The 23,758-nt window shown below is 68.0% G+C and carries 24 protein-coding genes and 1 tRNA gene; 17 read left to right on the top strand and 8 right to left on the bottom strand.

The genetic code is table 11. The annotated features are described in order from the left end of the window. Nucleotides 1–94: 94 nt before the first annotated feature. From M0R89_RS01785 to M0R89_RS01760, 6 genes are all read left to right on the top strand, one after another. Complete coding sequence (locus M0R89_RS01785) at nt 95–925, top strand: ZIP family metal transporter (RefSeq protein WP_248650856.1); 831 nt, start codon at nt 95–97, stop codon at nt 923–925. An 80-nt stretch (nt 926–1,005) separates the two neighbouring features. After that, nucleotides 1,006–1,767 carry a CehA/McbA family metallohydrolase gene (locus tag M0R89_RS01780; protein WP_248650855.1) on the top strand — a complete coding sequence of 254 codons (762 nt, stop codon included), beginning with the start codon at nt 1,006–1,008 and terminating at the stop codon, nt 1,765–1,767. A 358-nt stretch (nt 1,768–2,125) separates the two neighbouring features. After that, the gene (locus M0R89_RS01775; protein ID WP_248650854.1) at nt 2,126–3,418 is read left to right on the top strand and encodes an MFS transporter; all 1,293 of its coding nucleotides are present in this window, start codon (nt 2,126–2,128) and stop codon (nt 3,416–3,418) included. Nucleotides 3,419–3,520: 102 nt separating this feature from the next. After that, nucleotides 3,521–4,552: an N-acetyltransferase DgcN family protein gene (locus tag M0R89_RS01770; RefSeq protein WP_248650853.1), complete on the top strand. Its 1,032-nt coding sequence runs from the start codon at nt 3,521–3,523 to the stop codon at nt 4,550–4,552. Then, a complete protein-coding gene (locus M0R89_RS01765; protein ID WP_248650852.1) occupies nt 4,549–5,589 on the top strand; it encodes a dipeptide epimerase in 1,041 nt (346 codons plus the stop codon). The genes M0R89_RS01770 and M0R89_RS01765 overlap by 4 nt, the downstream gene beginning before the upstream one ends. A gap of 86 nt (nt 5,590–5,675) precedes the next feature. After that, complete coding sequence (locus M0R89_RS01760; protein ID WP_248650851.1) at nt 5,676–6,470, top strand: DUF502 domain-containing protein; 795 nt, start codon at nt 5,676–5,678, stop codon at nt 6,468–6,470. Between the two features lie 30 nt (nt 6,471–6,500). Here M0R89_RS01760 and arcD read toward each other — a convergent pair whose 3' ends face one another. The 4 genes from arcD to hpt all read right to left on the bottom strand — a co-directional run bounded on the left by arcD (nt 6,501) and on the right by hpt (nt 12,303). Continuing rightward, nucleotides 6,501–7,952, bottom strand: coding sequence for an arginine/ornithine antiporter ArcD (gene arcD / locus M0R89_RS01755; RefSeq protein ID WP_248650850.1), 1,452 nt, complete (start codon nt 7,950–7,952; stop codon nt 6,501–6,503). Nucleotides 7,953–8,126: 174 nt separating this feature from the next. Further along, nucleotides 8,127–9,986, bottom strand: a complete 1,860-nt coding sequence (locus M0R89_RS01750; RefSeq protein WP_248650849.1) for a threonine--tRNA ligase — start codon at nt 9,984–9,986, stop codon at nt 8,127–8,129. Nucleotides 9,987–10,043: 57 nt separating this feature from the next. Further along, entirely contained in the window at nt 10,044–11,423 is a 1,380-nt protein-coding gene (locus M0R89_RS01745; protein ID WP_248650848.1) for a uracil-xanthine permease family protein, read from the bottom strand. A gap of 334 nt (nt 11,424–11,757) precedes the next feature. After that, nucleotides 11,758–12,303 (bottom strand): hypoxanthine/guanine phosphoribosyltransferase, encoded by a 546-nt coding sequence (gene hpt, locus M0R89_RS01740; RefSeq protein ID WP_248650847.1) that lies wholly within the window; start codon nt 12,301–12,303, stop codon nt 11,758–11,760. Nucleotides 12,304–12,457: 154 nt separating this feature from the next. Here hpt and M0R89_RS01735 point away from each other — a divergent pair, with 154 nt between their 5' ends. Beyond that, nucleotides 12,458–13,030, top strand: coding sequence for an FxsA family protein (locus M0R89_RS01735; protein WP_248650846.1), 573 nt, complete (start codon nt 12,458–12,460; stop codon nt 13,028–13,030). Between the two features lie 109 nt (nt 13,031–13,139). Next, nucleotides 13,140–13,213 (top strand) — tRNA-Ile (locus M0R89_RS01730). A 137-nt stretch (nt 13,214–13,350) separates the two neighbouring features. Here the strand turns inward: M0R89_RS01730 and M0R89_RS01725 are convergent. Continuing rightward, a complete protein-coding gene (locus M0R89_RS01725) occupies nt 13,351–14,022 on the bottom strand; it encodes a hypothetical protein (protein WP_248650845.1) in 672 nt (223 codons plus the stop codon). A gap of 257 nt (nt 14,023–14,279) precedes the next feature. Here M0R89_RS01725 and M0R89_RS01720 point away from each other — a divergent pair, with 257 nt between their 5' ends. Further along, nucleotides 14,280–15,467, top strand: coding sequence for a phosphotransferase family protein (locus M0R89_RS01720; protein ID WP_248650844.1), 1,188 nt, complete (start codon nt 14,280–14,282; stop codon nt 15,465–15,467). 39 nt (nt 15,468–15,506) lie between these two features. Continuing rightward, nucleotides 15,507–16,241: a metallophosphoesterase family protein gene (locus M0R89_RS01715; RefSeq protein ID WP_248650843.1), complete on the top strand. Its 735-nt coding sequence runs from the start codon at nt 15,507–15,509 to the stop codon at nt 16,239–16,241. A gap of 4 nt (nt 16,242–16,245) precedes the next feature. On the opposite strand, the gene M0R89_RS01710 is transcribed toward M0R89_RS01715, so the two are convergent. Together M0R89_RS01710 and M0R89_RS01705 are read right to left on the bottom strand one after the other, a co-directional pair. Continuing rightward, complete coding sequence (locus M0R89_RS01710; protein ID WP_248650842.1) at nt 16,246–16,554, bottom strand: DUF8060 family membrane protein; 309 nt, start codon at nt 16,552–16,554, stop codon at nt 16,246–16,248. Next, nucleotides 16,551–17,573, bottom strand: coding sequence for a DUF7490 domain-containing protein (locus M0R89_RS01705; RefSeq protein ID WP_248650841.1), 1,023 nt, complete (start codon nt 17,571–17,573; stop codon nt 16,551–16,553). Before M0R89_RS01705 ends, M0R89_RS01710 begins: the two co-directional genes overlap by 4 nt. 199 nt (nt 17,574–17,772) lie before the next feature. On the opposite strand from M0R89_RS01705, the gene M0R89_RS01700 reads away from it, so the two are divergent. The 6 genes from M0R89_RS01700 to M0R89_RS01675 all read left to right on the top strand — a co-directional run bounded on the left by M0R89_RS01700 (nt 17,773) and on the right by M0R89_RS01675 (nt 20,932). Further along, a complete protein-coding gene (locus M0R89_RS01700) occupies nt 17,773–18,546 on the top strand; it encodes an HAD-IIA family hydrolase (protein WP_248650840.1) in 774 nt (257 codons plus the stop codon). A gap of 123 nt (nt 18,547–18,669) precedes the next feature. After that, nucleotides 18,670–19,143 (top strand): Lrp/AsnC family transcriptional regulator, encoded by a 474-nt coding sequence (locus M0R89_RS01695; protein ID WP_248650839.1) that lies wholly within the window; start codon nt 18,670–18,672, stop codon nt 19,141–19,143. A gap of 175 nt (nt 19,144–19,318) precedes the next feature. Continuing rightward, a complete protein-coding gene (locus M0R89_RS01690; protein ID WP_248650838.1) occupies nt 19,319–19,573 on the top strand; it encodes a HalOD1 output domain-containing protein in 255 nt (84 codons plus the stop codon). After that, nucleotides 19,570–19,902 carry a hypothetical protein gene (locus tag M0R89_RS01685; protein WP_248650837.1) on the top strand — a complete coding sequence of 111 codons (333 nt, stop codon included), beginning with the start codon at nt 19,570–19,572 and terminating at the stop codon, nt 19,900–19,902. The genes M0R89_RS01690 and M0R89_RS01685 overlap by 4 nt, the downstream gene beginning before the upstream one ends. 481 nt (nt 19,903–20,383) lie before the next feature. Continuing rightward, nucleotides 20,384–20,581, top strand: coding sequence for a DUF7996 family protein (locus M0R89_RS01680; RefSeq protein ID WP_248650836.1), 198 nt, complete (start codon nt 20,384–20,386; stop codon nt 20,579–20,581). Nucleotides 20,582–20,671: 90 nt separating this feature from the next. Then, on the top strand, nt 20,672–20,932 hold the full coding sequence (locus tag M0R89_RS01675) for a DUF8006 family protein (protein WP_248650835.1): 261 nt from the start codon (nt 20,672–20,674) through the stop codon (nt 20,930–20,932). Nucleotides 20,933–21,023: 91 nt separating this feature from the next. Here M0R89_RS01675 and M0R89_RS01670 read toward each other — a convergent pair whose 3' ends face one another. After that, the gene (locus M0R89_RS01670) at nt 21,024–21,998 is read right to left on the bottom strand and encodes a succinylglutamate desuccinylase/aspartoacylase family protein (protein ID WP_248650834.1); all 975 of its coding nucleotides are present in this window, start codon (nt 21,996–21,998) and stop codon (nt 21,024–21,026) included. 194 nt (nt 21,999–22,192) lie between these two features. Between M0R89_RS01670 and M0R89_RS01665 the strand changes: the two genes are divergently transcribed. Continuing rightward, the gene (locus tag M0R89_RS01665) at nt 22,193–23,713 is read left to right on the top strand and encodes an outer membrane protein assembly factor BamB family protein (RefSeq protein ID WP_248650833.1); all 1,521 of its coding nucleotides are present in this window, start codon (nt 22,193–22,195) and stop codon (nt 23,711–23,713) included. The last annotated feature ends 45 nt before the right edge of the window (nt 23,714–23,758 follow it).

Here is a 23,758-nt window from a genome sequence, read left to right as displayed (position 1 = left end):
CTGAAAGACGCCTTTCAGTCTCGGGTCGAGTTCCGCACAGAGCGCGAGTCCGGCAATCGGAGGGCTTATTAATTCGAGTTTTAGATTTAACAACATGCGAATCTCTCGTCTCGGTCTCGCCGGTCCGGTCGCACTCGTCGCGCTCACGCCGTTCGCGTTCTGGGCGGACGCGCCCAAGGTCGCGGCCATCGCGTGGGTGGCGTTCGCCGCGATGGCGGGCGCGGCGCTGGTGGGCGAGCGGACCGGCGCGACGACCGACGCCGGGCGGTTGGTGTGGGGCTACGGCCTCGCCAGCGGCGCGATGATAACCAGCGCGGCCGTGTTCGTCGTGCCGGGGGCCATCGACCACCACCCGAAGTTCGGCGGCTTCGGCATCGCGCTCGGCGTCCTCGTCGGCTTCTCGGCCCACACGCTCGGCCACCGGGCGACCCACATGGAACTCCCCTTCGACCACACCGCCGCGGAGTTGACCGCCCACTCGTTCGCCGCGGGGTCCATCATCGGTCTCGTCTACGGGAACATGACGGACCTCGGACTCCTGCTCGGACTCGCCATCGTCTCCCACAAGGGTCCCGCGGGCTACGCCGCGGCCGACCGACTCCGCCGGGCGGGCAAGCCGGTGTCGGTCCTCCTGCTCCCCGCGGCGGGCGTCGGCCTGACCGCGATTCCGGCCGCGTTCCTGCGACTCCCGTCGAGCGACCCGGTCAACGCCGTCGTCTTCGGGTTCGCGGCGGGCGTGTTTCTCCACGTCGCGATGGACTTCCTGCCGCGGTGCGAACTCGGCGGCGAGGTGTACGAGGTGGCCCAGATTACCGACGACGCCCACGACCTGCTCGACCGACTCCGGGCGCGGGCCGTGATGAGTACCGGTCTCGGCGGCGTCGTCGTCTTCCTCGCGTGGCTGATTCTGCGGCCCGGCCCGTAGGGAGTTGCGCTCCGGTCGGTCGCCCGGGTCGGGACTCGTCTGCCCCAACCGATAACCGGCTCTCGCTCCTCTCTCCGATAATGTTCACCGTCGACCTTCACACCCACACTCGGTTCTTCCACGGCGTTCCCGCCCTCGGACGCGCGTTCGACCCCGTGGGGGCGCGCCTGCTCGCGCGGACCGCCCGGTACCGGGATCTCGACGCGGTCGTCACGACCAACCACGACTACTACCGCGAGTTCGACCTCGGCGGCGAGTCGTTCGCGGTGCTGCCCGGCATCGAGGTCACGACGACACGGGGCCACGCGCTCGTCGTCGGCCCCGACCCGCCGGCGCGCACGCCGGAGGGCGAACTCACGCCGACGCAGGTGGTCGAGTTGGCCCACGACCGCGACTGCGCGGCCATCATCGCCCACCCGTTCCGCAACAGCACCGTCCGGGAGGCCGACGCCGACTTCGACGCGGTCGAGGTCAACGGCAAGGGGACCGACCCCGCCGAGTGGGTCGAGCAGTTGGCCGAGGCCCGCGACCTGCCGCTGGTCGGCGGGAGCGACGCCCACTACCCCGTCGAGGTCGGGCGGGCCTACACCGAAATCGAGGCCGACGAACTCACGCCCGAGAGCCTCACGGCCGCGATTCGGGACGGCCGGGTCGAACCCCGCGTGGACCGCAGTCCCTCTCAGCAGTTGCTCCGCCGAGCGTACAAGGCGATTCACGGCCAGAAGGGCTGGCTGGAACACCCCGCGCCGGAACCGCCGGGACTCGGGACGCCGCCGGGCGAGGACGAGAACGCGCCGCCGCCGCGCGAACCGGAGGCGGGCGACGCTCGCACTGACACCTGACTGTGGATTTTTCAACGGTGGAGAAATATTGTTGAGAGCATTCTATACCCACCGTTAACTCTCCCGACTTCGCCCGAGTGCCGTGAGACCACACCTCACACGTGGAGTACCTTTTTGCCGCTCTCGGCGGAAGTCGCCGACATGTCGAACGCGGCGTGACGCTCCGACCGTAGCCCCGACGACGCGGGACCGCCAGCTTTCGGCTTCGACACTTCCGGCGGCGGCCGGCGTCGAGACTGTTTCCCACGTCACGCCAGATGTTCCGCCACACTCGCAGTTCGACTCGACGGTATCGCTTCCCGGAGACGACGCGTCAGCGACCGCGGACCGGTAGTCGCCACGACCGGCGGTGGTCGCGGTGAACGACCTCCGGCGGGCCGTGCTGACCTACTACGCCTACCGGTGTGTCAGCGCAATCGGCTTCGTCGCGCCGTTCCTGAACGTCTTCCTCGTGAATCGGGGCGTGACCTTCACCGACCTCGCGCTCGGCGGGTCGGCGATGGCCGCGGTCACGCTCCTCGGCGAGGTGCCGAGCGGCTACGTCGGCGACCGACTCGGCCGCAGGTGGAGCCTCCTGCTGAGTCAGTCGCTGTTCGCGGTCGGCATCTCGTCGTGGTTCTTCGCGCGCTCGACGGCCCCAATCGTCGCCGTCTTCGTCGTCACCGGCCTCGGCGCGGCGTTCCAGTCGGGGAGCACCCAAGCGTGGCTCTACGACGTGCTGGACGAGGAGGGCGCGGCCGACCGCTACGCCGACGTCGAGAGCCGCGGTTCGGCGCTCCGGCTCTGGGTGACGGCGACGACGATGGTCGCGGGCGGCCTGCTGTACGTCCTCGACCCTCGGGTTCCGTTCGTCTGCGCCGCCGCGCTCAGTTGGTCCGGCGTCGGAATCGTCGCCTCGCTCCCGAGGAACGCCCGGTACCGCGGCGGAGACGGCGAGGCGAGCGACTCCGGCGACGACGCCGACGACCCGCTCGGCCCGCGCCGCGCGCTCGCGGTCGTCCGGCGGTTCCTCGCCCGGCCGGACCTCCGCGCCGTCGTCGCCGTCGTGGCGGTCTACGCCGGAGCGTCGGTCGCCGCGGGCGACTACCTCCAACCGGTGGTCGTCGGCGTCCTCCCGCGGACCACCGCCGCGGTCGCCGGGGTCGCGCTCCCGGAGTTCGTCGTCTTGGGCTGTCTCTACGCGGCGTTCACCGCGCTCTCGGCCGCGGCGGTGGACCGGGCCGGCGCGCTCCGCGACGCGCTCGGAGCGACTCCGGCCCTGCTGGCGCTCGTCGGTCTCGGCGGGACCGCGATGGCGGTCCCGGTCGTCGCCACCCGCGCGCTCGGCGGACCGGTCGCCGTCGGCGCGACCCTCGCGGCGGTCGTGGGCTTTCGGACCTGTCGGGAGGTCGTCCACCCGATTCACAGCGCCTACCTGAACGACCGCGCGGAGTCGGTCGGCCGGGCGACGACCCTCAGCGCCGTGTCCTTCGTCTCGGCGCTCGTCCGGGTCCCGTTCCTGCTGGTCGGCGGGCGCGTCGCCGACGCGACGACGCCCGCGCTGGCGCTCGCGCTCGTCGGTCTCGTCGCGGTCGTCGCGGTCCTCGGCGCGGCGGTCACCGCGCACCCGCTCGACTCCGAAACCGCCGTGACCGGGCCGGTCGAGGAGTGAGTCGGACGCTGTACCCTCGTTCGAGTCCGTTTCGGTTCACTTCGCCGACCACTCCGTGCCGCCACACCGAGTTTTAAGCCCCACTCCGACAACCTACCACGCATGAGAGTCGCCGTACTCGCACACGAGAAGTTTCCCGACCGCGCGAAGACCGCGGTCGGCCTGTTGCGCTACGCCGATTACGAGGTCGAGGCGGTCCTCGACCGCGACAACGCCGGGAAGCGGGTCTCGGACTTCGTGGACGACGTGCAGGACGCGCCCATCGTCGCCGAGATGGCCGACGCGCCCGAGGTGGACGCGCTCATCGTCGGCATCGCGCCCATCGGCGGCGGGTTCGACGAGTCGTGGCGCTCGGACGTGACCACCGCCCTGGAGCGCGGGTGCGACCTGATTTCGGGCCTCCACTACTTCCTCGAAGACGACGAGGAGTTCGCGCGCCTCGCCGACGAGAACGACGCCGACATCTGGGACGTGCGCAGGCCCCCGGAGGACCTCTCGGTCGCGCAGGGCGTCGCCGACGAAGTCGAGGCGGAGGTCGTCCTCACGGTCGGCACCGACTGCTCGGTCGGGAAGATGACCGCCACGATGGAACTGCTGGAGGCGGCCCGCGAGCGCGGCGCCGACGTCGGGTTCGTCCCCACCGGCCAGACCGGCATCATGATAGAGAACTGGGGCACTCCCATCGACCGCGTCGTCTCGGACTTCACCGCGGGAGCGGTCGAGGAGATGATTCTGGAGCGAGGCGACGACCACGACTACCTCTTCGTGGAGGGGCAGGGGAGCATCGTCCACCCGGCCTACTCGGCGGTCACGTGCGGTATCCTCCACGGGTCGATGGCCGACAGACTGGTCCTCTGCCACGAGGCGGGCCGCGAGGCCATCCACGGCTACGAGGACACCGCCGTCCCGCCGCTGGCCGACTACGTGGACCTCTACGAGGACCTCGCCCGGCCGGTCCACGAGACCGAAGTCGTCGCCGGCGCGCTCAACACGTGGGAGATCGCCGACGATGCCGCGGCCCGCGACGCGGTCGAGACCTTCGCCGACGAACTCGACGCGCCCGCGACCGACCCGGTTCGGTTCGGCGACGCGGACGACGACGGCATCGACGCGGTCCTGGAGGCGATTCTGTGAGCCTCGAAACCGCGTTCGAGCGGGTCTCGCTCCCGCTCGAAGACGCCTTCACCATCTCGCGGGGCACGCAGGAGACCGCCGAGAACGTCGTGGTCCGGGTCGCCGACGGCGAGGGCAACGAGGGCGTCGGCGCGGCAGCGCCCTCGGAACACTACGGCGAGACCGCCGCGACCGTCGAGGCGGTCCTGCCCGACCTGCTCGACGTCGTGGCGGAGGTCGGCGACCCCCACCAACTCGACCGAATCGAGCGCCGCATGGAGGAGACGGTCGCGCGCAACCCGGCCGCCAGATGCGCGGTCAGCGTCGCGCTCCACGACTTGGCGGCCAAGCGCGCCGACCTCCCGCTCTATCGCTACTGGGGACTCGACCCCGCGGAGTCGGTCCCGACCTCCTACACCATCGGCATCGACACCACCGAGCGGATGGGCGAGAAGACCGAGACCGCCGTCGAGCGGGGGTACTCGGTCCTCAAGGTCAAGGTCGGCACCGACCGCGACGAGGAGATAATCTCGACGGTGCGCGAGGCCGCGCCCGAGGCCACGATTCGGGTGGACGCCAACGAGGCGTGGTCGCCCCGCGAGGCGGTCCGGAAGATAGACCGACTCGCGGAGTACGACCTCGAATTCGTGGAGCAACCCGTCTCGGCCGACGACCCCGAGGGGCTGAAGTTCGTCCGCGACCGGTCGGTCCTGCCCATCGCGGCCGACGAGTCGTGCGTGACGCTCGCGGACGTGCCGCGAATCGCGGGCAGCGTGGACATCGCCAACCTGAAACTGATGAAGTGCGGCGGCCTGCGCGAGGCCAAGCGCATGATTCACACCGCTCGCGCCCACGGACTGGAGGTCATGCTCGGGTGCATGGTAGAGACGAACGCCGCGATTTCGGCGGCGGCCCACCTCGCGCCCCTGCTCGACTACGCCGACCTCGACGGGTCGCTCCTGCTGGACGAGGACCCATACGACGGCGTTCCGATGCCCGAGGGGAACATCGACCTCGCCGGACTCGACCGACCGGGGACCGGCGCGCGAATCGAGTAGAATCTGCGTATAGGCGGAGTAGGGTCGCCTTACCCTGCGATTCCGCCACAATCGCTTTTATCGATTACTGAGTTGTTGTGGTACGGATGGGGGACGCCGAGACACCTGCGGAGACGGCGCGCGAGACCGGCGAACTGCTCTACGACGGACTGCTCAGCGTTGTCGTGACGGGCATCGCGATTATCGTTCCGCTCGTGGTGACCGTCTGGGTGCTGGCGACGATAGTCGAGTTCATCGCGGGGGCGTTCGCGCCGGTGGTCGCGGTCCTGGAGTGGACCGGTCTGGTCAGTTTCCTCCGGTCGCTGTGGCTCGGCCAGTTCTTCGCGGAGTTGGGTATCTACAGCGCGGTGTTCGAGTACGTCCCGGAACTCGTCGCGGTGACGGTTCTGCTCGGAAGTATCGTGGGCGTCGGTAGCCTCGCGCACGTCCGGTACGGCGAGCGCCTCGTGGTCGCGGTCGATTCGGCGCTGGCCGAAATCCCGGGCGTCGGCACCGTCTACAAGAGCTTTCGGCGGGTCGGCGACGCGATGCTCGGGAGCGAGGCCGAGAACTTCGAGGACGTGAAGGTCGTGGAGTACCCCCGCGAGGGGTCGTACATCCTCGGTTTCGAGACGGCCGACTCCCCGGAGGCCATCGGAGATGCGGTCGGCGAGGAGGACCTCGTGGCGATGTTCCTCCCGTTCGCGCCCAACCCCGTAATGGGCGGCTACCTCGCTCACATCCCGGAAGACCGGGTCTACGACGTGGACATGACCGTCGAGGAGGGAATCCGGACCATCATCACCAGCGGCATCGCCTCGGGCGAGGGCGACGGCGAGACGGCCGTCGGCAACATCCCGGGCGTCGAACACGAACCGGACGGTCCGGCGAAGGCCGACTGACCGGGGATGTCGGCGGCGGGCGACCCGAATTCAGTCGTCGGCCGACGCGGCCGCCGACGAGTCGGCGGTGTTCTTCGGGGTGGTGGCGCGGCCGGTCAGCGCCATGGCGAACAGGACGAGCGGCGAGAGGAAGGCGAAGAAGTAGTACGGGAAGTACGCCATCGTCGAGACGCCGAACACCGAGGCCATGTACACCCCGCCGGCGTGCCACGGGATGAGCGCCCCCGTCGGCGTCCCCGCGGCCTCGACCGCACGGGAGAGGTCGCTGCTCTCTAGATCGTACTCGTCGTAGAGGTTGCGCAGCGTCATCCCCGGAATCACGATAGCCATGTACTGCTGGGCGCTGAACAGGTTGACCAGAATCGCGGAGACGCCCGAACTGACGACCAGTCCGGTCCTGCTCCGGATTCCCTCCGCGAGATGGTGAGCCAGCACCGCGAGGATGCCGAGTCCTTCGAGCAGACCGCCCAGCGAGAGCGCGGCGACGACGACGGTGATAGTCCACGCCGACCCCGAGAGACCACCGGCGGCCAGCAGGTCGTTGACCAACTTAGTGCCGGTTTCGGGGGCGGTCCCGTTGAGGAACACGTCCCACGCGGCCGTGAAGCCGGCGCCCTGCACGAGGATGGTGGTGAACACGCCCGCGAAGACCCCCGCGACGAGCGAGGGGAGCGCGGGGTAGCCGTAGAGCGCGAGGCCGAAGGTGACGACCAGCGGGAGGAACACGAGCGGCGAGAGGTTGTAGGTACCCGCGAGTGCGCCCTGAATCTCGGCGACCTGTCCCTCGGGAATCGCTCCGCCCGCGCGGAGACCGAGAGCGGCGTAGAGTATCAGCGAGATACCCAGCGCGATGGCGGTTCCCGTGCGCATCGCCCGGATGTGGTCGTAGAGGTCGGTGTTCGTGACCGCGGCCGCGAGGTTGGTCGTGTCCGAGAGCGGCGACTGCTTGTCGCCCGCGTACGCCCCGCTCAGAATCGCACCGGCGGTCATCGGTTCGGGGATACCGAGGCCCGAACCGATACCGATGAACGCGACGCCGAGCGTCCCGGCGGTCGTCCACGACGACCCGATGGAGAACGCGACGGCCGCGGCGAGAATCGCGGTCGCGGGGAGGAATACCTTCGGGGTGAGAATCGACAGCCCGTAGTACATCAGCCCCGGTATGGTCCCGGAGCTAACCCACGTAGCGATGAGCGCGTAGATGGTGAACAGGATGAGCAGCGCCTGTAGTCCCATCAGGAGGCTGTCGGCGATACCGTCGTAGATTTCCTCCCACGAGAGGTCCATCCAGTAGTAGCCGACGAGTCCAGTCAGCACGATACTCCAGAGCAGCGGACCGTGGGGCGCGAGTTTGAGATACCCCGACCCGATGCCGAGGAAGACGATGACGCCGAGTACGGGCACGAGCGCCTGCGCCAGCGTCGGCCGCCGCTCGGGCGACAGTTCTCCGTACGTCAGCGGTTCGAAGTCGAGTGAAGCCATTGTCGTCGCAGAATATTACCTGAAGGTATTAAACAGGAACGATTTTATTCGTATAAGGTATATTCAAATTGCGGTCTGGTATCGATACACACGCCTACGAGCGGTCGAGAGCGTCGCTGGCGAGTGAATAGGAATTTCCGACCGCGGACTACGTCGGCGATATCGCGGTCTCGCCTACCGACTCGTGAAGTGTGGCCGCCTACTGACGTGTTTCGGGAGGTATCGCCGCTCGTTCGGCAAGTCACCGACGTCGGCAAGGACTGCCGACTTCAGTTCGTCGAAGGTCATCTCGCGCTCCGCGCCCTCGGCCCGGACGGTGACCTTTAGGCCCGGGCCGTCCGTTCCGTCGTCGGACTCGATTTCTCGGTCGCCGACCACGGCGTGGTAGGGCACCCAGTCGTTCTCGGCCTTCGCGATGCGCTCGCCGACCGACTCGTCGCGCTCGTCCACGTCGGCCCGGACTCCGGCCGATTCGAGGTCGTCGGCCAGCGCGTCGCAGTAATCGACGTGTTCCTCGCCGACCGGGACGAACCGGACCTGCGCGGGCGAGAGCCACGTCGGGAGTCGGGGCGGTTCGCGCTCGGCGGCCGTCTCCAGCAGGGCGGCCAGCACGCGCTCGATGCCGCCCGACGGCGAGCAGTGGACGACGGGCGGGTGGCGCGACTCCTCGCCGGCGTCGTACGTGACGTCGAACCGCTCGGCGCTCTCGACGTCGAGTTGGACGGTCGGGTTCTCGACGGGGCGGCCGAGTCGGTCGACGGTCGCGAAGTCCACCTCGACCGACCAGTAGTGCCGGCGCTCGGGCAGAATTTCCAGCAGTGCGGGTTTGCCGAGGTCCTCGACGAGCGACTCGACCCACGCCTCGTTGCCGTCGTAGAACTCGCGGGTCACGCGGACCGCGGGTTCGTAGCTCAGACCGAGGTCGTCGCCGGTTCGGAGAGCGAGTTTCGCCTGCGCCCGGAGTTCCTCTTTGGCCTGCGCCACGTCCCGGGTCGCGGTGTGCATGTCGGGCGTCGTGAACGCCCGCTGGCGCGTCAGGCCCGTCACCTCGTCGCGCCGTTCGCGCCGGAACGAGTAGGCTGGCGTCTCGTAGAGTCGCAGGGGCAGGTCCGACTCGGCGAGGTCCATGTCCCGCATGACGGAGAAGTGGCCGAAGCAGGCCGCCGGCCGGAACACCATCGGCCGGTCGCCCGACTCGGAGCGGTACTGGCGCTCACCGAACTTTTCGGCGTGCTCTCGGACCGCTCGCACGCCGAGGTCGTACATCACGGGCGTCTCGACCGGCATCCCGCCGTACTCGACCGCGAGGTCGTCGACGTACTCCATCAGCGAGTCCCGAATCAGTTTCCCGCGGGGGTACCACCGCAGGTTGCCCGCGTCGCTCGACTCGTCGTAGTCGGCCAGTTCCTTGTCCCGCATCAACTCGACGTGCGGTGGCCGTTCGCCCGCGCTGGCGGTTTCGCCCTCGACTTCGGCGGCGACGAACGCGCGCATGTCGTCGCTCACGCGGTCGGACCGTTTCGCTTCGCGTGCGTCTACTGTCTCGCCGTCGGGGAACGCCATCTTCCACTCGCTCGGCGCGCGTTCCGGAGATTCGTCGCTCTCGCGTCGCTCGGACGTGACGTGCCGGGAGAGTTCAGAGAGCGGGTGGCCCTTGCACGACACCTCGAAGGTCTTGTACCAGCCGAACGGTGCCCGCAGGACCTCGTAATCGGCTTCGAGGCCGGTTTCGAGGTTCCGGAGGACGGTCTTGGCGGCGTCGGGGTCGGCGAGGTCGTCGCTCAGGTGGGCGTAGGGGTAGAGGACGATTCGCCGGGTGTTCAACCGGTCGGTCACGTCGCGCAACTCGTCGGCGGCGTTCTCGACCACGGCGTCGAGGTCCGCCTCGTCTTCGGTCTCGACGCTGACGAACGCGGTGACGCAGTCCTCCATGCGGCCCTCCATCGGGACGCCCTCGGTCTCGGCGAGTCCCTCTCCGGCCTCCGTGGTGGTCTCGAACTCGAGGTGGTCGGAGTGGACGAAGAGCAGTCGCATGCGGGGAGTGACCGCGCCTGCGATGAAAAGTGTGCCGAGGTCGCTGTCTCCGCGGGGTCAGTCGTCGGCGGACGCGGGCGGTTCCTCCGTCTCGGCCACCGTCTCCTCGGGCGGCGCGTCGAACAGCGGACTCTGCTCGCCCGGCGTGAGAGTGTTGAGGACGAGCGCGGTCAGCGCGGTCACGACGACCGGTTCGCCGAAGAAAGTCCGGGCCGCGCTCGGGAGCCCCGAAATCGCGTCGGGACGCGTGGCGACGCCGAGACCCAGACCGAGCGACACCGCGAGGATGACCATGTTCCGGCGGTCGAGGTCGGTGTGGAGGAAGACGAGGCGCGCGCCGCTGGCCGCGACCATCCCGGCCATCAGCAGGACCGCGCCGCCGAAGACCGGACTCGGGATGGTGGCGACCGCCGCCCCGACCTTCGGACTCAGGCCGAGGACCGCGAGGATGACCCCGGCGACGCCGACGACGTGGCGACTCATGACGCCCGTGAAGTTGACGATGCCCGCGTTCTGCGAGAACGACGTGACGGGGAACGCGCCGAACGCCGCGCCGAGCGAACTCAGCAGACCGTCGGTGAACAGGCCGCCGCGCAGTTCCTCGCTGTCGGGCGTGCGACCCTCGGCCGACGTGACGCTCGACACGTCGCCGACCGTCTCCATCGCCGAGACCAGAAAGAGGAACGCGAAGGTGACCATCGGCACCGGTTCGAACTCGAAGCCGAACGCGCCGGGTTTCGGGACCGCGACCCACGACGCCTGCGCGACCGGGGCGAAGTCCACGAGACCCAGCGGGAGCGCCGCGAGGTAGCCGACCGCGAGACCGACGAGCGTGCTGAGGAGTCGGGTGACGCCGTCGGTGAAGAGGTTGAGCGCGACGGCGACGAACAGGACCAGCGCGGCCAGTCCGACGTTGTGGGCCGCGCCGTAGTCGCTCGCGCCGACGCCGCCCGCCGAGTAGTCCATCGCGACCGGAACGAGGTAGAGACCGATAATAATCACGACGAGGCCAGTTACGAGCGGCGGGAAGAACGGTTCGATGCGGTCGAACTGCCAGCCGATGAACCCTTCCACGACGAAACCGGTGACGAGTATCGCGCCGAAGACCGCCCCGAGTCCGTAGTTTACGCCGATGGACGAGGCCGCGCCGACGAAGGTGAAACTGGTTCCCATCACGATGGGGAGTTTGGCGCCGACCGGACCGACGGTGTAGGCCTGCACGACGGTCGCCAGTCCGGAGAACAGCAGGACCATCTGGACGATGTAGGCGGTGTCGCCCGCGCTCAGTCCGACCGCGCCCGCGACGATGAACGCCACCGCGGTCGCCGGAACCAGCATGACCGCGACGTGCTGGAGTCCCAGCAGGATGGACTTGGGCCACGGCGGCCGGTCGTCGAGTTCGTAGTCGAGGTCTATCTCTCCGTCCGTGTCTGTCATATACTCCGGACGAACGGGTCGGGTTCAATAATAGTTTCGCGTTCGAGCGCATATTTTGTCTTTCGAGGAAGGAAATATGCACGTTCTCGCATTAATTCGCGTCCGGACTCGATGCGCTCGGTCCACTTGGCTTCGAGTCGAACGTAGTGACTGCGGGTCGGACAGTCCACTGACTGCAGGTCGGACGTTCGAACTGGCGTGTGCGGACGCATCGTCTAAAAACCGCGAGTCAACCTCGAGTCTACAGAACAACCACTCCCTCAACTCAGTCCGAACTTCTTCGACCCCCATAGAATCGACTTCCGAAACGAAACCCCGCGACCGGGGTTCGCAGTTAGTGAATCGTGACTTCGTAGTCCTCGACGGTGATGTCTATCAGACTCGTCGCCTCGTAGTCGGTCTCGTCGAGCGCCGTCTCGCCGAGTTTCCGGATGACGACCACGATGTCCGCGATTTCGGCACCGATCTCGTCCATCGCGTCGCAGATGGAGGCCAGCGTCCCGCCGGTCGAGAGCAGGTCGTCCACGATGAGGACGCGGTCGCCCTCCTCCACGTCGTTGATGTACATCTCCGACTCGGAGTATCCCGTGGTCTGGTGGAGCGCGACCTCGCCGTCGAGTCCGTACTCGCGCTTGCGGATGACGACCAGCGGGATGTCGGTCTGGAGCGAGAGCGCGGTGGCGATGTGGATGCCCATCGCCTCGGGGGCGACGATTTTGTCCACGTCGAGGTCGGCCTCGCGCGTGACGCCGACCACGACCTCCCGGAGGAGTTCGGGTTCGAGCATCGGCACGCCGTTGCTGATGGGGTGGACGAGATACTGGTAGCCGTCCTTGTCGATAATCGGTGCCTCGTGGAGTGACTCGCGGAGTCGGTCCATGCCGGTGGTTCGAACAAACGGTGGAAAAACAGTTCGCTCTCGGGCGAGCGAACGCGGTCTGGTGAAGGACCCGCCGGGCGTCCGACGCGGGACCGCTCGCGGCACCTAAAGGGTTTTAGGGCATGACCGACTAGTTTCGGACAAGACAGTACTGATGAAACGCGTACTCTTCGGACTGCTCCTCATCCCGCTGCTGGACGCGCTGTTCCTCGTCGTGGTGGCGAGCGAACTCGGCGCCGCGCTGACGGTGGCGCTGGTCGTCCTGACCGCGCTGGTCGGGACGCTGTTCGTTCGGGCCGAGGGTCGCCACACTATCCGGAAGCTACAGGACGCCGTCGGCGAGGGTCGGGTCCCGACCGACGAACTGACCGACGGGGCGCTCCTCATCGCGGCGGGCGCGTTCCTGCTCACGCCCGGTCTCGTCACCGACGCCGTGGGCTTCCTGCTCGCGTTCCCGCCCTCGCGCATCCTCGTCCGCGAGGCGGTCCAGAAGTGGGTCGTCAAGCCCTACGTCGAGAAGAAGACCGGCGGCTTCGTCTCGGGCAACGTCTACACCTTCGGGTTCCCGAACGCCGAGGACGTGAGCGCGAGCGGAACGGGCGCGGGCGCGAGCGGTGCGAGCGCAGGCACCTCGGGGTCTGGAAGTCGGGACGGTTCCGAGGACACCTACCGCGTGGACGACGACGCCTACGACATCGAGTTCGAGGACGGCGAGGACGACGAGTAGCGGAGTGACGAGCGGGCAATCAGTCCGGAAAACACCGTGAGGGCGTCCCGAACCGGCGTCGAAAGGAAACGCTTAAACATTCAAGGGCGCAAGCAGTGAATGCGTTCACGGGCCAATAGCTCAATCAGGTTGAGCGCTCGGCTGATAACCGGGAGGTTCGCGGTTCAAATCCGCGTTGGCCCACTTTCTTTCCGGACGGTCTTTCGGCGTTCGGAATCCGCATCCACAACTCACTGTCCCTTTACTTCGAAATTTCACCGTCTCCAGTAGTGGGCGTCTTTCTAGAGTAGCGCCACGAGACCGGAGGCCTCTAGAATCTACTACGAACCCCTATCGTTCGCGAACAACCGCCCCGCGTTCCGTTCTGCGACGCCAGTGTCGATTCGGGACTGGACTCGCTCGTCGTTCGTCCGGTGGAGCGTTCCGTTGTCCGCACCCATCACGAAGGCGAGGACGGTCACGTGGAGCGTGAGCGCGACGAGAACACCGGTGAGCGGTGACAGGACTGCGAACAACTCGCCGGCCGTGGCGAGTAGTGCGAGTATCGCCCCGGGACCCGCGAGCGGTGCGTCGTCGTGATGAGCGTCGACGAGATACATCCACGACTGATAGCGACTCGCACCGGTTCCGGGAAGCGTTCCGAACATGTCGTCGGGAAGCCGTCGGAACACCGCGACCGCTGCAAAGAACTCGACGTGCAGATACACGGTCAGTACGACCGCGGTCAACGGCAACGCAACCAGAAGTATTTCGCCGAGGAGGGCTGTCGGTACGCCGGCCGTCAGCGGAAGGTCGAACAGCGTCGCGATAGCGAGCAGGCTCAGGAGGGTAGTCGGGACGGCGATACCGCCGACGAACTGGTGGAATCGCTGGTCGCTGTGGAGAGCGACAGCAACCGCCTGCACTTCCGGACACGACCGCATCCAGTACACGACCGGACTGAGGAAACACACGCCGAGGACGCCCATCGGGATGACTCCGGACGCAAACATGAATCGGACAATTCACGATACCGTCTTATATATTACTGCGTCACGTGTGTCCGCTGGTCGGACGCAGCAGATTCGGCCTGCGGACGGTGAAGAGGTCCGGAACGCTCAGGAGATCTTCATGCGCGAGGCCGAACAGGCGCCGGGCCAGCGAGACGTTCGCGGGTCTCGGGTCGGGCGTCGGTCGTTGACGTGGGCTCGCGACGGGCGATTCGACGGTGGCCGGAACGCTGACGGACATCGCAGTCCTAACTGGTGCGATGACCGAGACGCCCGACGGGACGGACGCCGATTCGGCCGAGGCCCGGTCCGACGCTTCCCCGTCTAACGTCGACTCGACCGGCGCTTCCCTGTCCAGCGTCGAGCAGTCCGACGCCGACCGATCCGGTGCCGAAAGCGACGGCGTCGAGTGGGCGGACGTGCTGGAGATGGTCGCCGCCGTCGCGCCCTCGTGGTCGGTCGAGCGCATCCGACAGTCGGACGGCGGGACCGACGAGGTCGCCTTCCTCACGGTCACGACCCCGGACGGTCTCCGCGAGGTGGTTCTGAAGGCCTTCTCCGGGGACGGCGTTCCCGCGGCGGTCGCGCGCTCGGAACCCAGAGTCCTCGAACTACTCTCCCGAGAGACCGAAATTCCGGTCCCCGAGGTAATCGGATTCGTGGACCAACACCCCGACCTCCCGGCCCCGTTCTTCCTCGCCGAGCGACTCCCGGGCGAGGACGGGTCGGGTCGGTTCCCCGACCTCTCGCCCGCCGCGCTCGAAACCGTCTTCGCCGACGCGGGTACCCACCTCGCGGCACTCCACGAGCGCCGGTCGTTCGACCGCTTCGGACGCGTCGGCGTCGAGGACGGCGACCTCGCCGTGGTCGGCGACCAATTCGGCCCGCGGAAGCAGTGGACCGACTGGTTGCTCGCGGACGCGGAGGACACCCTCGACGGGTTGGCCGGCGGTCGGTTCGACGACCTCGTTGGGCCGCTCCGGAACTACGTCCGTGACGCGATTCCCGCGCTCGACGGACCGGAAACGGCGTCGCTCGTCCACTGGGACTACCGACTCGGGAACATCCTCGTGGACCCCGAGACCGGCGAGACGACCGGCGTCCTCGACTGGGCGGACCTCGTCGCGGGCGACCCCGTCTACAACCTCGTCACTGTCGAAGACCACAACGTCAACTGGCAGACCCGCGACGTGGTCCTGCGCGAGCGACTGCGCGGGGCGCTGCTCGACGCCTACGCCGAGCGTCGGACCGACGGACTCCCGACCGACGCCGAGCGACGGGGCGGCGACCGCTCCGCGGAGTTCCGGGAGCGAAAGCGCGTCTACCACCTCTGCAACAGACTGAACGCGATGGCCTGCCTCCCGGACTGGTACGCCGACGCCGACGAGGCGGTCCGCGAGGAACGCGCGGCCGAGCATCGCATGTTCGTCAGGAGCTATCTCGAGTGAAAGAACAAGCCTATAATCGACCCTCCCTATCCCTCTCCCGTGCCCCGGACGCTCATCGTTTCGGACGTACACGCCAACGCCGCCGCCCTCGACGCCGTTCTCGCCGCTGAACCCGACCGCGAGTCGGTCGTCTTCCTCGGCGACGCCGTCGACAACGGCCCGCACCCCGACGCGGTCTGCGACCGCCTCCGCGAACTGAACCTCGCCGCGGGCGTTCGCGGGAATCACGACCGGACCGTCCTCGACGCCGTATCTTCGCGCGACTCGCGCGGCAGTGCGGGCGACGACCCCTTCGCAGAGTGGCAGGAGTGGACCGGCGAGCGCCTCTCGCCGGAGAACCGCGAGTTTCTCGCGTCGCTCGACAGCACGGCGACGCTGACGCTCGGCTGCCGGACGCTCCGCCTGCACCACGGCGACTTCCCCGCGCCGGACGGTCGGGAGGAGACGTGGCGGACCCGCGTGACCCCAGACGAGGACCCCGCGCCCTTCGAGACGGTCGCCGCCCGCTACGACGAGGACGTGATTCTGCACGGTCACTCGCACTTCCCGTTCGTCGCCACCGTCGCGGGAACGACGTTCGTGAATCCGGGGAGCGTCGGTCTCCAGCGCCCCGGGTGGCCCGCCGACGAGGCGCGCTACGCGGTGGTCGAGGACGGCGCGTTCGACCTCCGGAGCGTCGCCTACGACCCGGGCCCGGTCGCGGCCGACTCGCGGGAACTGAACAGTCCGTTCGTCGATTTGTGGGAACCGCCGAGTGCGACCGTGAGCGACTGAGACGCTACTCCTCGCTCAACTCCCGCACGGTCCACGAGATGCCGATACCCGAGACCAGCAGCACGACCAGATTGAACGCCGCCCGAAAGAGCGACCGGTACTCGCGGGCGACGAACGTGTCGATAGTCGCGTTCACGCTCGTGTAGAGTTGAATCACCGCGACGACCGCGAGCAGGACGAACAGACCCAGCGCGGCCCGGTAGAGGTTCGTCCGCGTCGCGAACCCGCCGGTCGAACTCGCCGAATCGGTCGCGGTCTGGGGTCGTCGAGTCGATTCCTCGGGAATCTCGGTGTCGGTGTTCGTCTCGGTCATGATTGCCTCCGTGCGAGCAAGAGCGCGCCGCCCAGTGCGACGGCGGCCGCTCCGACGCCGAAACCGGGGACGCTGCCCGCGGAGTCTGCCGCGTAGCCTCCTTCGACTGTCGTTTCGGGCGCTCCTCGTCCGTTCTTGCCGTCGCCCTCGAAGTCGCTGACCTCGATGCCGACTTCGCGGACCGTCTCGTTCGCTCGGACGGTCTCGGTCGGGTTCAGGTTCGCCACGCTCCGGGTCGTCCCGACGATGACGCCGTCCTTCCACAGCACCGCGTCGAGGTAGTAGTTGTACCCGTCGGGAACCGTCAGTTCGACGCTCGGGGTCGCGGTCCGACCCGGTCGGACGGTGCCGACCGCGACCGCGGTCCGGTCGGCGACGACGTTCGAGTCGGCCTGTCGCGCGGTGAAGACGACCCGCAACTCCTCGGACGCCGCGTCGCCCTCGTTGGTCAGGTACGTCGACACGTCGAGCGTCACCCGGTCGCTCTCCGCGTTCTTCACGGTGTACTCGACGGGCGGGTGTCCGTCGCCGCCGCGCCAGTGGAACCGGACGCTGGTCCGGGCGTACTCGGGCGTGAGCGTGCCGACGCCCCGGACCTCCTTGCTCCCCTGAGCGATGCGCGCGCCGTCGCGGTAGACGACGGTCTCGATTCGGTAGCCACCCGACCGTTCGACCGAGAGGTTCTGGACGACCGAGACCTCTCGCTCGCCGGTGATGGTCGGGACCGCGGTCTCGCTCGTCGTCTCGACCAGTCCGGAGTCGAGGTGGACCGCCCGGACGCGGACCGTGACGTTCTCGGACGTTCCGTCCGAGTGCGCGAGGCGCGTGTCGACCTGCAGGGTCGCGGTACCGCCCGACACCTCGCCGGGCGCGATGGCGACCTCTTGAATCGAGAGGTGGCCGGGCCGAACCGGGTCGGATTCGGTCTCGGCTAACGCGCCGGGGACCACGGCGACGGCGACGAGCGACACCGCGACGACGGCGACGATTCCGCCCGCCAGCATCGTCTCGCGGTTCATATCGGGAGACTCACAGGAGGGTATGAAGTGTCTTGTGGTCGAGTAGTCTCTCGGCGTACAGTATCGCGGGGCCGCGGACAAATCCAAGTCGAACGAGGCCTAACCCTCCGACGATGGACACCGGGAAGACCCAGACGCCCTGCCGTCGCCGCGACGACTCGGAGGCGAGGGCCGACGCCATCGCGGGGGCGAGCGACAGATGACGGTCCGTAGCGTCGTCCTTGACGTGGACGGGACGCTAGTCCGGGGCGACGAACCCGTACCGGGAGCGATAGCGACCGTGGACCGCCTCCGCGAGCGCGGCGTGGACCTCCTGTTGCTCTCGAACAATCCGACGGAGACGCCCGCGGACTACGCCGCCCGACTCGCGGACCTCGGCTTCGCGGTCGGTCCCAACGACGTGGTGACGTCGGGGTCGCTGACCGCCGACTACGTGGCCGCCGAGTACCCCGGCGCGGCGACCTACCTGCTCGGCGAGGCGGGCCTGCGCGAGATGCTGGCCGCCCGGGGCGTACCGCTGGTGACCGACCCAGACCGCGCCGAGGTGGTCGTCGCCTCCATCGACCGCGAGTTCACCTACGACCGACTCAGGGACGCGCTCTGGGCGCTCGACGGCGCGGCCTTCGTGGCCTCGGACCCCGACCGGACGATTCCCGCGCCCGACCGCCCGGTGCCGGGGTCGGGTGCCATCGTCGCGGCGCTGGCCGAGGCCGCTGACCGCAAGCCGGACGCGACGCTCGGAAAGCCCGGCCGGACCGCCGCCGAGGCGGTCGAATCGCGGGTGGTCGGACGCAACGAAGAGGTCCTCGTCGTCGGTGACCGACTCGACACCGACATCGCGCTCGGCGAGAACGCGGGCCTGACGACCGCGCTGGTCCTCACGGGCGTCACGACGCGGGCGGACGCGGCGTCCTCGCCGGTCTCTCCCGACCACGTCCTCGACTCGGTGGCCGACGTGGACGCGCTGTTGTAGCTTGCGCCGACGGCCTGTCGTCGGACTCGGCCACTGTTTGCAGTCTCGGAGACGGCTTGGGTCTCGGACGGACTCACCAGCGAGTCAGAACGGACTTAAACGGTACGGCCGGTAGCCCCCCACATGGACACCTACGAACTCGACGAGGTGGACAAGGGCATCCTCTACTATCTCCAGCAGGACGCGCGCAACAGCACCAGCACGGAGATGGCCGAGGAGTTGGACATCACGGCCAGCACCGTCCGCAACCGCCTCTCGCGCTTGGAGGACGAGGGCATCATCGAGAAGTACATCCCACAGCTCGACTACGAGAAGGCCGGCTTCCAACTCAGGGTGCTGTTCACTTGCACGGCCCCCGACGAACCCGAGAACTTCGGCCACGACGTCCTCGAACAGGAGGGCGTGGTCGCAGTCCGCGAACTCCTCGCCGGGACCGAGAACCTCCACGTCGAGGCGGTGGGGACCGACACCGACCACCTCACCGAAATCGCCGACTCCCTCCGCGAGATGGGTCTGGACATCGTCCGGTCGGACGTGTTGAAGACCCAACTCCACCAACCGTTCAACCACTTCGGGACGTCCGTCAGCGACGAGTGATGGTTCGACTGTCCGAGTTTCTACACCGCCGATACGTCTGCGCTCGTAACGGGTCTGACGGCGAGGAGGCGAGAAGCTATGCAGGTGACAGAATAGCAGTAAAGTTTGGCTTTTTAGGACGGGAAGATATACGTTCCGCCATATTTTTGCGTCTGTGTCCGAATCACTCGGCCAGATGTGCGACGAGCCACGGCCAATAAGTGAAAAAATAATTACAAAAATTTCGGAACGAAACGGTACGGACCCGACGGACCTGCATCCGCCGCTTTACGAAGTTGTGGACTTGGAGGCGCTGGACGACCTCTTCGCGCCCGGCCGGGGCTCCAACCTCCGGAACTGCGACGGACACGTCGAGTTCGCGTACGGTCCGTGGCGGATTCGAGTCGAGAGCGACGGAAGCGTCGCCGTCAGTCCGGGTGAAGACGAGTGAGCGGCTTTCGATTCGAGTGCGCCTACTGTGACGAACTCGTCGTCAGCGAGAGCGTCGACGCGGTGAAAGCGAACGCCGAAGCCCACCTCGAAGCCCACCGCGACGAGATGCGGGATGTGTTCACCGTCGCGTTCGGCGGCACCGACTGTCAGAACGAGTGCGGATACGTCTTCCCGGAGGACGTAGACGAGGAGGTCGGCTTCGAGTGTCGGGCGTGCGGCCACGACAACTTTCCGCCGTTCGTGACCCAGTACGTCTACTGGCGAATCGAGAAGACGGAGTCGGTCGATACGCCACGCTCCGAGACCGACTCCGACGACGACCGCTGACCGCCCGTCGGTTCGTGACACCGAAACAGCGCCGCTCCTCCGCGGCGGGCCGTGATTCTACGTCGCCGGTATCGGTCCGGTGACTGGTCGCAGGTTCGGAGGTATTCACCCGAGGGACGGAGTCGGTCGACCGCCACCGCTGACAGTCTCCCGCGGACGGGTACTGCTATTGAGTGATATATCGAACAATTAGCGAGGCTTTTGACACCTCGGCGAATCGCTCGAAACGTGGCGTGCTGTCCCGTCCGCCGCGTCGAACGCCGCCGTGAACGGCACCTGTCATCGACTCGCCTCGCACGCCACGAACCAACCAGCCAACGGTCGTCGCCGCGACGTTTCCCGCAGTTCCCCCGCTTTCCCTTTTCGGATTCCGTCCTACGAGCGACCGGTAGCGAATCGGCGGTTCGCCCCGAACCGAGGAGTTGACCTTCTTCGAGTCCGTAGCGCCGCGCATGACCCGACGCAACGGCGGTGGTCGGTGATGGGAAGCGGCGAGAAACTCCGGTTCGGTCTGGCGCTCGCGGCCGGCGTCGTGATTCCGGGGTTCCTCAAGTACGCCTTCACGTCTATCGGCTACGAGGCGTTCGGGACTGCAGTGTGGGTTAGCGGCTACCTGACCGCCATCCTCGTCATCTGGTACGTCTGGATTCGACCGCTCGACCTGCAAGGCACGAGTTAGCGATTTCCGGTTCGACCGAGGGGCCAACGGGCGGCCGACCGGCGTATAGCGGAACTTTAAAGGGTATTTCGGGGTGAGTTTTGAGTAACGATGTTAGAGTTCGCGCCACTGCCCCTCATCGACGACTTCCTGCTCAAGTACAACCTCGGGCAGGTATTCGTGTTCCTGTTCGTCCTGTCGGTGTTGGCGGCAATCCCGCTCGGCTCGCGCAAGGTGCTGTCGCTGAACGCCATCACGTTCGGACTGCTGTTCGTCGTGACCCCGGCGAGCATGGCACCGCTGCCGTTCAAGTTCCTCGGCATCGCGCTCCTCGTCATCGCGCCCGTGCTGTACGTCACGGCGCGAACGTGAGGACGGAGAACCGATTCGGCGTCCCCGTTTCTCGTCACCCGTTCCGGAACCGCGACTGCGACTCGTCCGGACTCGCTGCTTCTCGTCGACGTTACTCCCGTCCGTCTCTGGGGAGAGCGACGCTCAACAGCGTCTCGCCCGCCGAGACGGTCGCCTCTCGCGTCAGCGAGTAGAGGACTCCCGCGCGGTCGGTCTCGGCCTCCTGTAACACCTCGTAGGTCGTCGGGTCGTAGAGCGTGCCGACGCGTTCGCCGGGTTCGACCCGCTGGCCGACCTCGCGGTCGGGGTCCACCCGGAACAGGCCCGCGTCGTCGGCCGTGACCCGGCCGAGGTGGTTGCGCGCCACCCGGCGCTCGCCGTCGGCGTCCGGGTCGCCGTCGAGTACGTCGAGATGTCTGAGGACCGCCAGCGTGCCCGCGACGCCCGCCTCGACGGCGTCCTCCACGAGTTGCTTGTTGTGCGCGAGTTCGGGCGTGATGGTCGGGATGCCCTCGCGGGTCGCCGCCACCCGGAGTTTCCCGTCGAAGTCCCGCTTCGCCCACTCGGCGTCGGCGTCCTCGCCCGCCTCTTCCGAGAGCAGGAGGTCGGTGCCGAACGCCTCCGCGAGGGCGCGGGACTCCTCGTGGCCCTCCATGAACACGACGTGGGTCAGCATGTCGGCGCTCCCGGTGTGGAGGTCCACCACGGCGTCGGCGTCCTCTACGTACTCCCAGAGCGCCGCGGCCATGCGCTCGTGGACGGTGCCGTCGGGGTCGCCGGGCCACACCCGGTTCATGTTCGGGTTGACGCTGTCCAACTGCTCGGGCGTGGTGTACGACACCCGGTCGAACGTGAGGGGGTCGGCGACCGGGACCACGACGCGACCCGCGAGTTCGATTTCGCCCGCGGTCAGTCGGTCGTGGACCCGGCGCAGGGTCTCGGTCCCGTTTATCTCCCGGCCGTGCTGTGCGGCCTGCACGTAGACCGTCGGCCCGTCGGCGTCGCCGTCGTAGGCGTGGACCGTCGTCTCGATTTCGACGCCCGACGGGAGGCGCGCGAGCGTGACGCGCTCTGTGCTGTGTTCCATGGTTGGTACTCCGTCGCGCGATAATTGAAGGTACTGTCTCCGTCGGTCCGCGTCGCTTTCTTTGGTGGACGCGTCGGCGGGAAGCGGCGTCAACGGCGCATCGGCGGGCCGAACCCTCGCGGCGGGTCGGTACGTACAACGCTCGTTTGAGCCTCCGGTGATTACTAATGGGTCGGCTGACACGAGTCGAACCGATGACCACTCCCTCCGACTCTGACGACTCGACGCGGCGGCGGTTCCTCGCGACCGCCGGTCTCCTCGCCGGAACGGCCGGACTCTCGGGATGCCTCTCGGGCACGGGGTCCGAACCGACGACCGGTGTCACCGAGACGACGACCGACGACGGACCGACGGCCGACGACGGGCAGGCGACCGAGGACGCGGCCGAGGAGTCGCCCGGCGCGGCGACCGCGTGGCCGCAGTTCGGGTTCGACGCCCGCAACTCGGGCCACGCGCGGTCGGCCAGCGGTCCCGGCGCGGACGCCGCGATAGCGTGGCGGTTCGACGCCGGGACGCCGACGATGAACACCTCGCCCGTGGTCGCCGACGGTACGGTTTACGCGCCGGGCAGCGGCGGCCCCGGCTACCTCCACGCCGTGGACGCCGAGACCGGCGAGTCCGTGTGGCGCTTCGAACCGGCCGGCTACGCGAACTCGGCCCCTGCGGTCGCCGACGGTCGACTCTACGTCGGCACGTGGGGCAAGACGTTCTACGCGGTGGACGCCGAGACCGGCGAGCAGGTGTGGGCGAACGACGTCGGCCACCGGTTCGGGTCGTCCTCGCCCGCCGTCGCGGACGGCACGGTCTACGTCGGAACCGTCGGCGACGGTCCGATGGTGGTCAGCGGCGAGGACGACGAGGAGAAGTTCGAGTCCTGCGCGGTCCTCGCGCTCGACGCCGAGACCGGCGACGAGCGGTGGCGCTACGACGACTTCGGCGAGAAGGAGAACGTGGAGTCGTCGATTGCGGTCGCCGGGGGCCGGGTCTACTTCGGCGGCGAGTCGGCGGTGTACGCGCTCGACGCCGACTCGGGGTCGGTCGCGTGGTCGCGCGAGATTGCCGCCCACCCGCAGTCCTCGCCCGCAGTCGCGGACGGCACGGTCTACTACGGCGCGCCGTCGTCCGGCGGCGAGGGCGGTCCCCCGGCGAAACTGTTCGCCCTCGACGCCGCGACCGGCGAGACGGTCTGGAGCGCCGGTATCGAGGACATCAGCCTCCGGACCTCGCCCGCCGTCGCCGATGGGACGGTGTACGTCGCGGCGTCCTCGACGCGCGTCTGCGCGTTCGGCGGGGGCGGCGGCGTCTCGACGGAGACCGAAGACGGCGGCGGGACGACAGGGAGCGGCGAGACGACCGACGACAGGACCGAGAGCGGCGCCACGACGACGAGCGACGCGGAGGGTCCCGACTCGAACTGCTCGGGCCGGAATCGGGGTCGCCTCTACGCCATCGACGCCGCCAGCGGCGAACGCGAGTGGACCGCCGAGTTCCGGACCGACACTCGCTCGTCGCCCGCCGTGGCCGATGGCGCGGTCTACGTCGGGAACGGAAACGGCCTCTCTGCGGTGACGACCGACGGCGAGACCCTGTGGCGAATCGGCTTCGAGAGCGACCGGGACGGCGGTCCCTACGTCGACTCGTCGCCCGCGGTCTCCGGCGGCCGTGTCTTCGTCGGCGCGTCGGACGGCCGTCTCCGCGCCGTCGGAACGAAATAGGGTGGGAAAACAATTGTATTTCTGTTTCTAAGAAATATACGTATG

Origin of the sequence: Halorussus limi (assembly GCF_023238205.1) — an archaeon.
In the GTDB taxonomy this organism is placed as follows: domain Archaea; phylum Halobacteriota; class Halobacteria; order Halobacteriales; family Haladaptataceae; genus Halorussus; species Halorussus limi.
The sequence above is the reverse complement of the archived record's forward strand: the minus strand, read 5'-3'. Positions and strand labels throughout refer to the sequence as shown.